This window comes from Aquabacterium soli (assembly GCF_003933735.1).
Taxonomy (GTDB): domain Bacteria; phylum Pseudomonadota; class Gammaproteobacteria; order Burkholderiales; family Burkholderiaceae_C; genus Aquabacterium; species Aquabacterium soli.
Window position 1 is genome coordinate 227,710 of record NZ_RSED01000005.1, and the last position, 13,900, is coordinate 241,609.

A 13,900-nucleotide genomic window follows, 5' to 3' on the forward strand; every position below is an offset into this window, starting at 1 on the left:
AGAAGGCCATGGGTATAACGGTGGCATGCGCAGCCCATCGCCCGATTCGCCCCACCAGGCCCTGGACCACCAGGCCTCGCAGGTGCGCATCGGCATCTCAGGCTGGCGCTACGAGCCGTGGCGCGGCGTGTTTTACCCGGACGGGCTGCCGCAGCGGCGCGAGCTGCAGTTCGCTTCGCGCGCCTTGCCCAGCATCGAGATCAACGGCACCTTCTACGCGCTGCAGAAGCCACCCAGCTTCGAGGCCTGGTTCCATGACACCCCCGACGATTTCGTGTTCAGTGTGAAGGCCCCCAAGTTCGTCACGCACACCAGGCGCTTGAGGGACGTGGACAAGCCCATCGCCAACTTCCTGGCCTCTGGCCTGCTGCGCCTGCGGCACAAGCTGGGCCCCATCCTGTGGCAGTTCCCACCGAGCTTTCGCTTCGATGCGGCATTGTTCGAGGATTTCCTGGCGCAGCTGCCGCATGACACCGAGGCCGCGCTCAAGGTCGCGCGCGGGCACGATGCCTTCATGGCTGACCGCGTGCACCTGGCCATCGACGCCAGGCGCCCGCTGCGGCATGCCATCGAGATCCGCCACCAGAGTTTCGTGGATGGGGCCTTCATCGACCTGTTGCGCAGGCACCGGGTGGCGCTGGTCGTGGCCGACACGGCGGGCAAGTGGCCTTTGCTGGAAGAGCCCACCTCGGATCTGATGTACCTGCGCCTGCACGGCGACAAGGAGCTCTATGCCAGCGGCTACAGCGAGGCCGCGCTGGACCGTTGGGCCGAGCGCATCCGCGCCTGGCGACGCGGTGGGCAACCCAAGGATGCCCACACGGTGGACGGCGCCCAGGCCAAGGCGGCGCATCCCGGGCACCGCGACATCCATGTCTACTTCGACAACGACATCAAGGTGCGTGCACCCTTCGATGCCGCCCGCCTGATGCACAAGCTGGGGCTGGCCGACACGCTCAACCAGGACGGTCACTTCGAGGTGACGCTGCCCATCGAGCAAAAGGGTGCGGCCGCAGACGGCAAAAAGCCCCGCGCATAGGCGGGGCCCGGGCCGTCTTGCAGAAGACTTACTTGGCGACGGACGTGCCGGCAGCGCTGTGCTGATGGGCGGTCTTGTGGGCGGCCTTGTGCTTCTTGGCAGCGTGCTGCTTGCTCACGTGCTTGGCAACAGGGGCCTTGGTGTCGGCGGGCGTTGGCACGGCGGCGAACGAGGCTGCGGCAAAAGCAGAGAGAGCGGTGGCAGCGAGGATCGACTTGGTAGACATGGCGGTTACCTTGGAGGGTGAGGCCCGTACGCTGGGCCTCTGGAGCCGGCCCGATGTGCCGGGCTTGTGGGTTCAACGGCCCGCCCCGTCGCCGGGTTGACCGTCTTTTTGCAGGCTTTGTCCCCGTTCAGGTCCCGCTTAGAATCAACGGCATGAGCTGGCCCGGCTTCCTGTCACCGCATCGCCTTGCGCGCCACACCCTGGTGGTGGCGTGCCTGGTCATGGTGATGCTGGGCCAGTCGTGGTGGTCCAGCTTCCGGGCCGTGGCCATGGTCACCGGCATCGAAGTCTGCAGCGCCGAAGGCTCACGCCTGGTCGACGAGCAAGGCCGTCCCTTGCCATCACAGATGTCCCACGCGGGCCATGACTGCTGCTCTGGCGGCCCGGTCGATGCCCTCGTGCCCCATGTCCAGCCCCTGCCGGCGATGTCGCAGCGCCACCGCACGCCGGTCGATGCCCACCGCCCGGGCTGGCTCGATGCCGAATGGCATGGCCCGCTGTCACGCGGGCCGCCCCTGATCGCCTGAATCGAGCACACCGGTGGGTCCATGGTTTGCCTGCGCACGCAAGAGCGTGGCGCACGTGCATGGCCCGAGCCTGTCTTCCTTTCCGGAGATCATCTTGATGTCTTCCCCCTCCCGGCCCCAGTGGGCCGTGTGGCCACTGTGCGTGGCCGCTTGTTCCGTGGCGCCCGTGTGGGCGCAATCTGTGGCCACACCCGTTGCGGCAGCCGCCTCGCAGGCCGGCCCCGCCAACGCCTTGCCCACCGTCCGTGTCAGCGCCCATCGTGACCCGGACAAATCCACCCTGACGCAGCCTGACGTGCGCACCGCGCGCGACCGAATCCAGCGCACACCCGGTGGCGCCGCGGTGGTCGATGCCGACGACTACGCCGAAGGGCGCGTGTCCACCTTGAGCGACGCGCTGGGCATGGCCACCGGCGTGTTCGTGCAGCCGCGCTTCGGCGCGGAAGAGTCGCGCATCAGCATCCGCGGTTCCGGCCTGCAGCGCACGGCGCACGGGCGCGGTCTCAAGCTGATGCAGGATGGCGTGCCGCTCAACCTGGCCGATGGCAGCTTCGATTTCCAGGCGGTGGAAGCGCTCACCGCGCGCTATGTCGAGGTCTGGCGCGGCGCCAATGCCCTGCAGTACGGCAGCAGCACCCTGGGCGGGGCCGTGAACTTCGTGTCCCCCAATGGCTACAACGCCGACAAGGCCCGCGTGCGCCTGGAGGGCGGCAGCCACGGCTACGCACGGGCGCTTGTGTCCGCCGGCACCGTGCTGGGCGCGGTCGATCTGTACGTGTCCAGCAGCCTCTTCCAGCAGGATGGCTTTCGCGACCATGCCCGCCAGGACACCCGCCGCAACTTCGCCAACCTGGGCTGGCAATTGGGCGACAAGCTCGAGACGCGCTTCTACCTGGGCTCGGTGAGCAGCGATTCGGAACTGCCGGGCTCGCTCACGAAGGCGCAGATGCGTGCCAACCCACGCCAGGCCAATGCGGCCGCGGTCAGTGGCGACCAGCACCGCGACATCGACTGGACCCGCCTGTCCAACAAGACCGTCTACCGGCCCGATGCGCAGCAGCAGCTGGAGTTCTTCGTCTACGCCTCGGACAAGAAGCTGCACCACCCCATCCCTTTCGTGCTTGATCAGCGCAACCGGGACCAGGGGCTGGAGCTGCGCTATGTCAACGAAGCGCCCCTGTTCGACCATGCCAACCGCTTCGTGGTGGGCCTGAGCGCCAGCCAGGGCCGCACCAGTGAAGACCGCTACGCCAATGTGGGCGGGGCCAGCGGCGCACGCACGGATGCGAGCACGCAGACCTCGCGCAACACCGAGCTCTATGCCGAAAACCAGTGGCGCGTGCTGCCCAGCCTGGGGCTGGTGGCCGGCCTGCAGGCGGTGCAGTCGTCCCGCAAGCTGGTGGACCGCTACGTGCCGGCCGGGCAGGCCAGCAACAGCTTCACGCTCGACTACGACGGCTTCTCGCCCAAACTGGGCGTGCTCTACGACCTGCGCCCCGGCGTGCAGCTGTTCGCCAACCTGTCGCGCGGGTATGAGCCGCCCACCTTCAGCGAGCTGGCCGGCGGCACCTACCCGCTGCCCAACCCGGCGCAGCGCGCCACCACGCTGGAGCTGGGCAGCCGGGGCCGCCTGGGGCCGCAGCTGCAGTGGGATGTGGCGCTGTACGAGGCGCGGCTGGAGAACGAGTTGCTGCAGACCTCGCTCAACGGCGGCGGGGCGGACACCACGGTGGCTGTGCCGCACACCGTGCACCGCGGGCTGGAGCTGGGCCTGGCCGGCCAGGCAGCGCGCGGCGCCATCGGCCAAGTGGAGTGGAAGCTCAATGCCCTGTGGAACGACTTCCGCTTCCGCGACGATCCCACCTATGGCCGGCGCCAGCTGCCCGGCATTCCGTCGGTGTTCGCGCGTGCCCAGCTGGGCTACCGCTTCAACCGTGGGCACACACTGGTCGCGCTCACCGCCGAGCACGCCGGCCGCTATGCCGTGGACTTTGCCGACACCCTGCATGCCGATGCCTACACGGTGTGGGGCCTCAAGGCCAGTGGTGACCTCCGTGAAGGCCTGAGCTGGTTTGTGGAGGGCCGCAACCTGGGCGACAAGACCTATGCGTCCGCCACCGGCGTGGTGCGCGTGGCCACGCCCGCTTCGGCGCAGTTTCTGCCCGGCGACGGGCGCGCCGTCTACGCCGGCCTGGACTGGCGCTTCAACTGACCACCGGAGACCGCGATGACGATCAAGATGATCCGCTCCACCACCCCCCGCGTTGCGTGGTTCGCGCTGCTGGGTTCACTGGCCTGCCTGGGCACGGCCCAGGCCCACATCACGCTCAGCAGCGACACGGCCGCCGCCGGGGCCTATGCCCGTGTGGTGCTGCGCGTGCCGCATGGCTGCGGGGCCAGCCCCACCACGGGCATCACCGTGCAGGTGCCTGCCGGCTACTTGCTGGTGCGTCCGATGCCCAAGCCGGGCTGGACGCTGACCCTGGAGAAAGCCCCGCTCAAGCCGCCGCTGCGCCTGCATGGCCGCGAGATCGGCCAGACCACGGCGCAGGTGCGCTGGCAGGGCGGCCCCCTGCCGGCGGACCAGTTCGACGAGTTCGTGCTGCTGGGCAAGCTCGACGATCAGGCCGCCGGGCCGTTGGCGCTGCGCGTGGTGCAGACCTGCGAGCAGGGCTCGATCGACTGGGCGGGCGGGGCAGATTCCGCCACGCCGGCCCCGGTGCTCGACGTGGTGCCAGCGGTTCCCGCGGCACCGCTCGGCGCGGTCAGCCCCAAGGGGCCGGCCCATACCGGGCACGGGCACCAGCATTGAAGCTGAGGCTCACTGTCCCGCAGCGTGCAGCGCGTTGCCGGCGGCCACCGCGTCGCCGGTGCGCGTGAAGGTGTCCAGCCACGTGCCGTAGCTGGGCATCTCTTCCAGCTTCCAGGGATGGAAGCCCGGCTTGTAATACGCAAAGTAGTAGCCCAGCGTGGGGATGAACAGCCCACCCGGCTTGTAGAACCACCACAGCCCGCGCGCCCACAGGCCCATGCGCTGGCGGAAGCTGAAGCCATCGACCTTGAGCATGTGGTTCAGGATGCCGGCCACCGTCAGCGGAAAGCCGAAGGTCACCGTCAGCATGGGCAGCACACGGCTGAGGTAGCCGGCCTGGGCCACCTTGGTCAGCACATCGTAGGCCACGGCCTTGTGCTCGACCTCTTCGATCGCATGCCAGGCGTACATGGCACGCACGCGCGGGTCGCTGGCATCCAGCAGTTCGCGCCGCTCGAAGAAGCAGGTGCACATCATGGCCGTCAGGTGCTCCAGTGCGGCCGTGATGCCCACGCGCTGGCGCGAGGTGGTCACCTTGGGCGCATCCACAAAGAAGCGCTGCTGCAGCTCGGCCTCGATCGCGTCGATGTCGATGCCCTGCGCCTTGAGCCGGTTGTTGTACTGGCGGTGCACCATGCTGTGCTGCGCTTCCTGCCGCGTGAAGTCCTTGACCTCCTGCAGCAGCTTGGGGTCGGTGATCTGGTCGCGGTATTCGCGCACGCTGGTGATGAAGAACTTCTCGCCCTGCGGGAACAGGGTGGACATGGCGTCGAAGAAGCGGGTCTTGAACGGGTCACCGCCCATCCAGTACTTGGGGATGTCGCCGTCCAGGCCGAAATCCAGGTTCTCGCGCGGCACGATGGCTGCGTGGTGGGCATCGGCCGATGCACCTTGGTCTTGGTCGCCGTGATGATGGGAATGGCTGCTCATGTGGGCTCCTCTTGTGCGTCGCCAGGTGCTCATGTGAGGGCCGGCGGCATGTTGTTCAACATGGGGACACTGTAGGCAAAGGGGCTGCCTGCCGTACAGGCCACCGTGCGACAGACAAGGGACCGTTGCCGACAGGGCCTGGGTCAGCGTGCGGTGCTTCGTTCCCTTTGACGGAATTCGCTGGGCGTGAGCCCTGTCCAGCGCTTGAAGGCGCGCGTGAAGCTGTGCCGGTCGGCAAACCCGAGGCGCTCGCTGAGCGATTCGATGTCGCTGCTGTCGGCCTTCAAGGCGCTCACGGCCAGGTGGAAGCGGCAGCGTGCCTGGATGTCGGCGAAGACCTGGCCTTCATCGCGCAGGCGGCGTTGCAGGGTGCGCGGGTGCAGATTGAAGCGCTCGGCCATGCGCTCGATGCCCTGGCCGAGCAGCGCGGGCGAGGCCATCATGGCGTGCTCGATGGCGCCGACCACGGTGTCGCCCGCGGAGGCCGGCAGTTGCTGGGCGATGGCGCTCTGGGCCTGCTCGTGCAGACCGGGCATGGCACCGGGCAAGGCCATGTCGAGCATGCGGGTGGGAAACACCAGCGCATTGCGCGCCTGCTTGATGAGCACAGGCACCTTGAACTGCCGCTCGCAGGCCGCCAGCGCCGCACCCGGGTCGTGGCGCAGGTAGATGCCTTCGGCCTGGGCCGCGTCGCCCAGGGCCAGCCGTGCGATGCGGTTGATGGTCGCGAACACGCATTCCACGAAGCAGCCCTTGAGGCGCTCGTCCTCGGTGGGCAGCGCCGCCTCGACCACCAGCGCGGCCTGCGCGCCAGACTCTTCGATGCGGATGTGCAGGGTGGGCACCAGCAGGCGCACCCAGTCCAGCGCGGGCAGGGCGTGGCGCAGCGTGGGGCTGGTGGCCACGAAGGTGTCCAGCTCGGGCAGGCGATCGAAGGCGAACAGCTCGCCCACCACCAGCGGGAAGTGCATCGTGGGTGCGGCGGCGGCCACGCAGTCGCGCATCAGGCTCACCAGGGCCTCGGTGCGGATCTGCGGCGCAGGGCCTTGCGTGTCCAGCCCGGCCGCCTTGAACAAGGGCGCGATGTTGAAGCGGCAGTGCATCGCCGCCTTCACCCAGGTGGTGGTGCCGACGAAGGGCATCGTGTCGCCTGCGGGGCGCAGCGCCGCGGGGCCTGGCGTCATCGGGGAGGGGGTGGTCTGCAGCACAGCGCTTGTCAATCCTGAACGGGAACCGGACAACGGTTCAGCCTTGGCCGCCAATCTAGGGGGCCGAAGGCGACTTGAACAGGGCTGTGGATGACAGAAAGGGAACCGACCGCGACAAAAATCGCGCCCAAGCTCAGGACTTGGCGTCTGCCTCGCTCATCAGCTTGCGAGCATGCTCGATCGAGGCCGTGAAGATGGCCATCATGTTGCGCAGCATCTCCTCCAGCGGGGTGGCGCACTTCTCTTCCACCCACATCGTGGCCAGGCGGATGTTGGAGCCCACCAGGCCATTGCTGATCAGGTTGGGGTTCAGCCCGACCTTGTCCAGGTTGGGAAAGAGCATCTCGATGAAGCTGCCGATCAGGTTGGCAAAGTCGCTGTTGGATTCGGCGCTGATGCGCTGGATGCCCGGCCCCACGGTGAAGGCGTCGATCAGCATGACGCGGGCGCGGCGCGGATCCTCGCGAATGAACTCCAGGAAGGTGCGCAGCGCGGCCTCGGCCAGTTGCTCGGGCATCAGGGGGGTGCGCTGCAGCACGCCCATGGTCTTGTCCATCAGCTCGCGGCTGACGCTGAGGTACACAGCCTCGAACAGCGCTTCCATGCCCTCGAAGGATTCATAGAAATAGCGCGAAGTCAGTTCTGCATGCCGGCACACATCGCGCACGGTGGACACGTGGTAGCCCTGCTCTCCGAACACGCCCAGTGCGGCCGCCACGAGGCGCTCGCGCCGCTGACGCTGGCGCTCGTCTTTGTCGACGCCGCCATACCGGCGGCCACCGCCTGCGACCGGAGCCCCTGATTCAGGTGTATTGCTGGGGTTAACCCTGTTTTTGGAAATCTCCATTGTCAAATACAGTTTTGAAACGCGCTGTTGTCACAATGGTGATGTGCAGGCGCTGGGGGTGATTCTGGAGTGGCGAGCATGGGTGAGCGAGCAAGTGTCCTGATCGTAGGCACGGGGTTTTCCGGCCTGGGCATGGGCATTCGTCTGAAACAGTCTGGTGTGGATGATTTTGTCATCCTTGAGCGGGCTGACGACCTGGGAGGCACCTGGCGTGACAACCATTACCCCGGCTGCGCCTGCGATGTGCAGTCGAACCTGTACTCGTTCTCTTTCGCGCCCAACCCCAACTGGTCGCGCCAGTTTGCGCCGCAGCCGGAGATCTGGGCCTACCTGCGCCAGTGCGCCAGCCGTTACAACATCTTGCCCCACATTCGCTACAACGCCAATGTGGTGAATGCCACCTTCGACGAAAGCACCTCTACCTGGGTGGTGCGCACGGCCGACGGCCGCACCTTCAAGGGCCAGACCCTGGTGTGGGGCGGTGGTGCTTTGAGCAATCCCTTCATCCCGCAGACGCCCGGCGCCGACACCTTCCAGGGCGAGATGTTCCACTCGGCCGTGTGGCGCCACGATGTCGATCTGCGCGGCAAGCGCGTGGCCGTGGTGGGCAGCGGCGCCAGCGCCATCCAGTTCCTGCCACGCATCGCGCCCAAGGCCGGGCAGATCGACTACTACCAGCGCACACCGCCCTGGGTGATGCCCAAGCCCGATTTCGTGCGCTCGGCCTTCTCCAAGAAGCTGTTCGGCGCGCTGCCCTTCCTGCAGACCCTGGCGCGCGGCCTGACCTACGTCACGCTGGAGTCGCGCGTGCTGGCCTTCGTGCTGCACCCCAAGGTGCTGACCGTGGTCGAACTGATCGGCAAGCGCCACATCCACAAGCACGTGAAGGACCCGGCCAAGCGCCAGGCCCTCACGCCCAGCTTCCGTGCCGGCTGCAAGCGCGTGCTGATCTCGAACGACTACTACCCGGCGATGGCGCGCGACAACGTGCACATCGTGACGGACGGCATCCGCCAGATCACGGCCACGGGCCTGATCACCCAGGATGGCCGCGAGCGCCAGGCCGACGTCATCATCTGGGGCACGGGCTTTCAGGTGCAGGACATGGTGCCGCGTGGCACCTTCATCGGCGTGGGCGGCCGCGACATCTGCGATGGCTGGCAGGTGCGTGGCGGCCCCGAGGCCTACCTGGGCCTGACGGTGTCGGGCTTTCCCAACCTGTTCTTCATGATGGGCCCCAACACCGGCCTGGGCCACAGTTCGATGGTCTACATGATCGAATCGCAGGTGCAGTATGTGCTCGATGCCATCCTGACGATGCGCGCCCGCGGCCTGGGCCATGTGGATGTGAAGCCCGACCTGCAGCGCCAGTTCGTGGACCAGACGCAGACCAGGCTCAAGGGCACGGTGTGGGCCACCGGTTGCAAGAGCTGGTACATCAACGAGAGCGGCAAGAACACCACGCTGTGGCCCGGTTTCACCTTCGCCTACCGCCGCGCCACCAGCGCGTTCCGGTTGGGGGATTACGCGGTCAAGAGCGGGCGATGAGATCGGCCACACTGGACTGTTCATTTCGGCAAGATTGACGATGAGGATGCGGGTATCGATGCCCGCCGGAGACAAGCATGAAGAACTTCAAGAACAAGGTTGCGGCCATCACCGGCGCCGCATCGGGCATGGGACGTGAACTGGCGGTTGAACTCGCCCAGCGGGGCTGCCACGTGGCCCTGTCCGATGTGAACGAGACCGGCCTGGCGGAAACCGCCGCGCTGGCCCGCAAGCACGGCGTGAAGGTGTCTACCGCGAAGCTGGATGTCTCCAACCGCGAGGCCATGAACGCCTGGGCCGACCAGGTGGCCACCGAGTTCGGTCAGGTCAACCTGATCTTCAACAACGCCGGTGTGGCGCTGGGTGCCACGCTGGACAAGGTCAAGCCCGCCGATTTCGAGTGGATCATGGGCATCAACTTCTGGGGCGTGGTGTGGGGCACGCAGGCCTTCCTGCCGCACCTCAAGAAGTCGGGCGATGGCCACGTGGTCAACATCTCCAGCCTGTTCGGCCTGATGTCGCAGCCCACACAGGGTACCTACAACGCCAGCAAGTTCGCTGTGCGTGGCTTCACCGAATCGCTGCGCCAGGAGCTCGATGTCGAGAACTGCGGCGTGAGCGCCACCTGCGTGCACCCGGGCGGCATCCGCACCAACATCGCCCGTGCGGCCAAGCTGGATCCATCCATGGCCAAGCCTGGCACCGACATCGAGGCCGCCCGCCGCCGCTTCGACAAGCTGCTCAACACCACCACGGCCAACAAGGCCGCGCGCCTGATGATCCGCGCCGTCGAAGGCAACAAGCGCCGCCTGCTGATCGGGCCGGACGCCGTGTTCCTCGACAAGTTCGTGCGCATCGTGGGCTCGTGGTACCAGCCCTTCGTGACCTACTTCTTCAAGAAGATGATGGGCTGATGCCCCTGACCTCTGTTCAAGGAGCCCCGCCCATGTCTGCCGCCCTGCACGCTGTGAAAAACACGCCCGCCCCCGTGACTACCCTGCCCATCATCCGGCAGTACCTGCCCCCCAAGGGCGCCAAGGAAAGCCTGATGGGCGCCTTGCTCCGCGGCGCCTTGATCGTGGGTCTCAAGCCCTTCCTGGGCCCGCCCTGGAACGTCGCCACGCAGCGCGCTGCGCTGCATGTCGGCTCGGTGGTGATGCCGCAGGATGGCCGAGCCCTTGTGGTCAAGGACCGCATTGGAGCGCTGGAGGTCGAGCGCGTCACGGCCAAGGCCGTGCCCCAGCCGCGCCATGCCATCGTGTACATGCACGGTGGCGCCTTCTGCGTGGGCAGCCCGCGCACGCACCGCAGCATCACCACGCGCCTGGCCGCGCTCACCGGCGCGCTGGTGCTGGTGCCGCACTACCGTCGCACGCCCGAGCATCCCTTTCCGGCGCAGATCGAGGATGGCGTGGCCGCCTACAAGCAGCTGCTGGCCGAGGGCTTTGCACCCGAGCGCATCGGCATCGCTGGTGATTCGGCCGGTGGCAACCTGACCTACATGCTGTCGGCTGCGCTGCGCCAGCAGGGGCTGCCACAGCCGGCGGTGCTGGTGATGATGTCGCCGGTGGTGAGCACCGAGTTCGATCCCAACGGCAGCGCCGTCACGCGCGCGCACCGCGATCCGATGATCCGGCCGGCCTGGGCCCATCAGGTGCTGGACTGGTACAACGCGCCGGCCGACCATCCCCTGGGCACGCCCAAGGCCATCGACCTGTCGGAGATGCCGCCATCGCTGATCCAGGTGGGTGAGGACGAGGTGCTGTACGACGATTCGCAATGGATCGTCGAGGCCGCCACGCGCGCCGGCCGTCATGCCGAGCTGGAGATCTACCTCAAGCGCTGGCATGTGTTCCAGTCGCATGCGGGGCTGCTGCCCAGCTCTGACCAGGCCTTGCAGCGGCAGGCCGAGTTCTTCAAGCGCTATTGGGCTGCTTGATGCGGCGCTGAGTTTTCTCACGGCCTCCTTGAAACCGCTTCTGCCTTGTCGGAAGCGGTTTTTCCTTTTTTGGGAAGGATGTGGTGGGTGCCTGGAGCGGGCGCAGGCCATGGCGGGAACGGCTGCCGAGAGGGCGGGCTGGCGGCGGTTCACTGTGGCGGTCGGCCTTGCAGGCCAACTACCCTGTGGTGCTCGGTCGTGGCAGGCGGCTGCGGAACTCGGGCCTTGCAGGCCCTCAGACAGTCCTCGCCGACCCCTGTCCTGCGGCCAGGGGCAACCTGCCCCAACCTGCGCTCCTCGGCGCCCCAGAGGCCCTAGCCAGCCCGCCCTCTCGGCAGCCGTTCTACTCCACCATGGCATGCGCCCTTGGGCGGGATGTGAAGGCGGGGCAAGCCCCGCCTTCACATCCATTCTCCCCAAAGCACCACTCGTGCGGTCGGTGGGGTGTAAGGGCCCCGGGGAGAGGGCCTCTGTGGCGCCGAGGAGCGCAGCGGCGAGGTGGGCATGCGCGCAGCGCATGCTTCGTTCATCTGACTCGCTGCCCTTGTCTGAACGGAGCGCCCATGGGCGCGCAGTGAGTTGGGCAGCGCCACCTCGTCGCGAGCACCGCAGGGTAGTCGGCCCAAAGGGCCGGCCGCCACAGTGAACCGATCCCCGGGGCCCTTACACCCCACCGACAAGCCCGAGCCTGCCCCACCACCAACCAACAACCGGCCCAACGAAAAAGGGCCCCCCGAAGGAAGCCCTTTCAGCAAGCCCAAGCAAGCCGCGAAAAAATCAACCCATCACGAAGTGCTCGTTGTCCATCGCCATCGTCGTGGCGCTGGTCGCCAGCATCCCGGTGCGGTGCCCATCGGCGCGCGGCAGCAGTCGGTCGAAGTAGAACTCCGCCGTCTGGATCTTCGACTTGTAGAACTCCGGCGTCTCCTTGCCGCTCTTGTCGGCCAGCTTCTCCGAGGCCACCACGGCCTGCTGCAGCCAGAAGTAGGCCATCATCACGAAGCCCGAGTACATCAGGAAGTCGTGGCACGAGCTGCTCACCGTGTCGCGGTCCTTCGCGGCGCGCAGCATGATGCGCAGCGTCGCCCACTTCCACTGCAGCGAACGGCGGATCAGCGCACGCGCCATCGCGCCGATCGGGCCGCCGCTGAAGGCGTGGCCCTTGGCGAAGCCGATCATCTCGTTGGTGAACTCCTTGATGCACTTGCCGCGCGTCTGCAGCAGCACCTTGCGGCCCAGCAGGTCCAGCGCCTGGATGCCGGTCGTGCCTTCGTACAACGTCGAGATGCGCGCGTCACGGGCGATCTGCTCCATGCCGTGCTCCTTGATGTAGCCGTGGCCACCGAACACCTGCATGCCGATGTTGGCCGATTCCAGGCCCATCTCGGTCAGGAAGCCCTTGAGAATGGGGGTGTAGAAGCCCAGGCGGTTGTCGTAGTCCTCGTACTTGGCCTGGTTGCCTTCCAGGATGCCGTTGACCATGTTGTCGGCCAGCTTGGCAGCGTGGTAGATCATCGAGCGGCCGCCTTCGGCCACGGCCTTCTGTGTCAGCAGCATGCGGCGCACGTCGGCGTGCCAGATCAGGGCGTCGGCCACCTGGTCCGCATCCTTCTTGCCCGACAGCGCGCGCATTGAACGGCGCTCCTTGGCGTAGGGCAGGGCGCCCTGGTAGGACAGCTCGGCGTGGGCGATGCCCTGCACCGCGGTGCCGATGCGCGCTGTGTTCATGAACGTGAACATGGCTTCCAGGCCCTTGTTGGGCTCGGCGATCATGTAGCCGATGGCTTCGTCGAAGTTCAGCACGGCGGTGGCCGAGGCGCGGATGCCCATCTTGTGCTCGATCGAGCCGCAGACCACTGGGTTGCGCTCACCGACCGAACCATCGGCGTTCACCATGAACTTGGGCACGATGAACAGCGAGATGCCGCGCGTGCCCTTGGGCGCATCGGGCAGGCGGGCCAGCACGATGTGGATGATGTTCTCGGCCAGGTCGTGTTCACCGGCCGAGATGAAGATCTTGGTGCCGCTGATCTTGTAGCTGCCGTCGCCCACGGGCTCGGCCTTGGTCTTGACCTGGCCCAGGTCGGTGCCGCACTGGGGCTCGGTCAGGCACATGGTGCCGGTCCATTCGCCGGAGACCAGCTTGGGCAGGTAGGTGTTCTTCTGGGCCTCGTTGCCGTACTGCATCACGGTGTTCATGCAGCCCAGGCTCAGGCCGGGGTACATGGTGAACGACCAGTTGGCCGTGCCCATCATCTCGGCCTTCATCAGGTTCAGCGACATCGGCAGGCCTTGGCCGCCGTACTCGGTAGGGTGCGACAGGCCTTGCCAGCCGCCGGCCACGTACTCGGCATAGGCTTCCTTGAAGCCCTTGGGCGTGGTCACGTTGCCGTTCTCGAAGTGGCAGCCTTCCAGGTCACCGGAATGGTTGATGGGCGACAGGATCTCTTCGCAGAACGTGGCGCAGCCTTCCAGGATGGCATCGACCATGTCGGGCGTGGCCTCGCCGCCGTTGGACAGCTGGGCGTAGTGGCCGGGGTAGTCGAACACTTCGTTCAACAGGAACTTGACGTCACGCAAAGGGGCCTTGTACTGCGGCATATGTCACCTCGGGTCATCGGGCGGGCCGCCAGGCCGCGCCACCATGTGAAAACGCATCCGGCAGCCCGCCGGCGGGGGTTGGTTGGTTTTCGAACGCTCGTTCTTTTCAAACGGGCGTTCGAATTGGCCGCATTTATACCCCAGCGCGCGGCGTTTGTGGCAGGGATTTCCGCGCGGGTGTGGGGGATTTGGCAGGGAATGGGCGGCCGACCCCATGAGTGGA

General features: G+C 66.8%; 12 protein-coding genes. 7 read left to right on the forward strand and 5 right to left on the reverse strand.

Annotated elements, in window-relative coordinates; translation table 11 throughout:
• Window positions 1–25: 25 nt before the first annotated feature.
• Window positions 26–1,039, forward strand: coding sequence for a DUF72 domain-containing protein (locus EIP75_RS08180; protein ID WP_125242756.1), 1,014 nt, complete (start codon window positions 26–28; stop codon window positions 1,037–1,039).
• A 28-nt stretch (window positions 1,040–1,067) separates the two neighbouring features.
• On the opposite strand, the gene EIP75_RS08185 is transcribed toward EIP75_RS08180, so the two are convergent.
• A complete protein-coding gene (locus tag EIP75_RS08185; protein ID WP_125242757.1) occupies window positions 1,068–1,265 on the reverse strand; it encodes a hypothetical protein in 198 nt (65 codons plus the stop codon).
• A gap of 152 nt (window positions 1,266–1,417) precedes the next feature.
• Here EIP75_RS08185 and EIP75_RS08195 point away from each other — a divergent pair, with 152 nt between their 5' ends.
• The 3 genes from EIP75_RS08195 (at window position 1,418) to EIP75_RS08205 (ending at window position 4,604) form a co-directional block, all read left to right on the forward strand.
• The gene (locus EIP75_RS08195; protein ID WP_125242758.1) at window positions 1,418–1,792 is read left to right on the forward strand and encodes a hypothetical protein; all 375 of its coding nucleotides are present in this window, start codon (window positions 1,418–1,420) and stop codon (window positions 1,790–1,792) included.
• 97 nt (window positions 1,793–1,889) lie between these two features.
• Window positions 1,890–4,004, forward strand: a complete 2,115-nt coding sequence (locus EIP75_RS08200; RefSeq protein WP_125242759.1) for a TonB-dependent receptor family protein — start codon at window positions 1,890–1,892, stop codon at window positions 4,002–4,004.
• Window positions 4,005–4,019: 15 nt separating this feature from the next.
• Entirely contained in the window at window positions 4,020–4,604 is a 585-nt protein-coding gene (locus tag EIP75_RS08205; protein ID WP_125242760.1) for a YcnI family copper-binding membrane protein, read from the forward strand.
• 9 nt (window positions 4,605–4,613) lie between these two features.
• Here EIP75_RS08205 and EIP75_RS08210 read toward each other — a convergent pair whose 3' ends face one another.
• The 3 genes from EIP75_RS08210 to EIP75_RS08220 all read right to left on the reverse strand — a co-directional run bounded on the left by EIP75_RS08210 (window position 4,614) and on the right by EIP75_RS08220 (window position 7,589).
• A complete protein-coding gene (locus tag EIP75_RS08210; protein WP_158622777.1) occupies window positions 4,614–5,534 on the reverse strand; it encodes a metal-dependent hydrolase in 921 nt (306 codons plus the stop codon).
• A 143-nt stretch (window positions 5,535–5,677) separates the two neighbouring features.
• The gene (locus tag EIP75_RS08215; RefSeq protein ID WP_125242762.1) at window positions 5,678–6,742 is read right to left on the reverse strand and encodes a helix-turn-helix domain-containing protein; all 1,065 of its coding nucleotides are present in this window, start codon (window positions 6,740–6,742) and stop codon (window positions 5,678–5,680) included.
• Window positions 6,743–6,875: 133 nt separating this feature from the next.
• Window positions 6,876–7,589: a TetR/AcrR family transcriptional regulator gene (locus EIP75_RS08220; protein ID WP_125242763.1), complete on the reverse strand. Its 714-nt coding sequence runs from the start codon at window positions 7,587–7,589 to the stop codon at window positions 6,876–6,878.
• 78 nt (window positions 7,590–7,667) lie between these two features.
• On the opposite strand from EIP75_RS08220, the gene EIP75_RS08225 reads away from it, so the two are divergent.
• The 3 genes from EIP75_RS08225 to EIP75_RS08235 all read left to right on the forward strand — a co-directional run bounded on the left by EIP75_RS08225 (window position 7,668) and on the right by EIP75_RS08235 (window position 11,076).
• On the forward strand, window positions 7,668–9,137 hold the full coding sequence (locus EIP75_RS08225) for a flavin-containing monooxygenase (protein WP_125242764.1): 1,470 nt from the start codon (window positions 7,668–7,670) through the stop codon (window positions 9,135–9,137).
• Between the two features lie 77 nt (window positions 9,138–9,214).
• On the forward strand, window positions 9,215–10,051 hold the full coding sequence (locus EIP75_RS08230; RefSeq protein WP_125242765.1) for an SDR family NAD(P)-dependent oxidoreductase: 837 nt from the start codon (window positions 9,215–9,217) through the stop codon (window positions 10,049–10,051).
• Between the two features lie 32 nt (window positions 10,052–10,083).
• Window positions 10,084–11,076 (forward strand): alpha/beta hydrolase, encoded by a 993-nt coding sequence (locus EIP75_RS08235; RefSeq protein ID WP_158622778.1) that lies wholly within the window; start codon window positions 10,084–10,086, stop codon window positions 11,074–11,076.
• Window positions 11,077–11,853: 777 nt separating this feature from the next.
• Here the strand turns inward: EIP75_RS08235 and EIP75_RS08240 are convergent.
• A complete protein-coding gene (locus EIP75_RS08240; protein ID WP_125242767.1) occupies window positions 11,854–13,677 on the reverse strand; it encodes an acyl-CoA dehydrogenase C-terminal domain-containing protein in 1,824 nt (607 codons plus the stop codon).
• Between the last annotated feature and the right edge of the window lie 223 nt (window positions 13,678–13,900).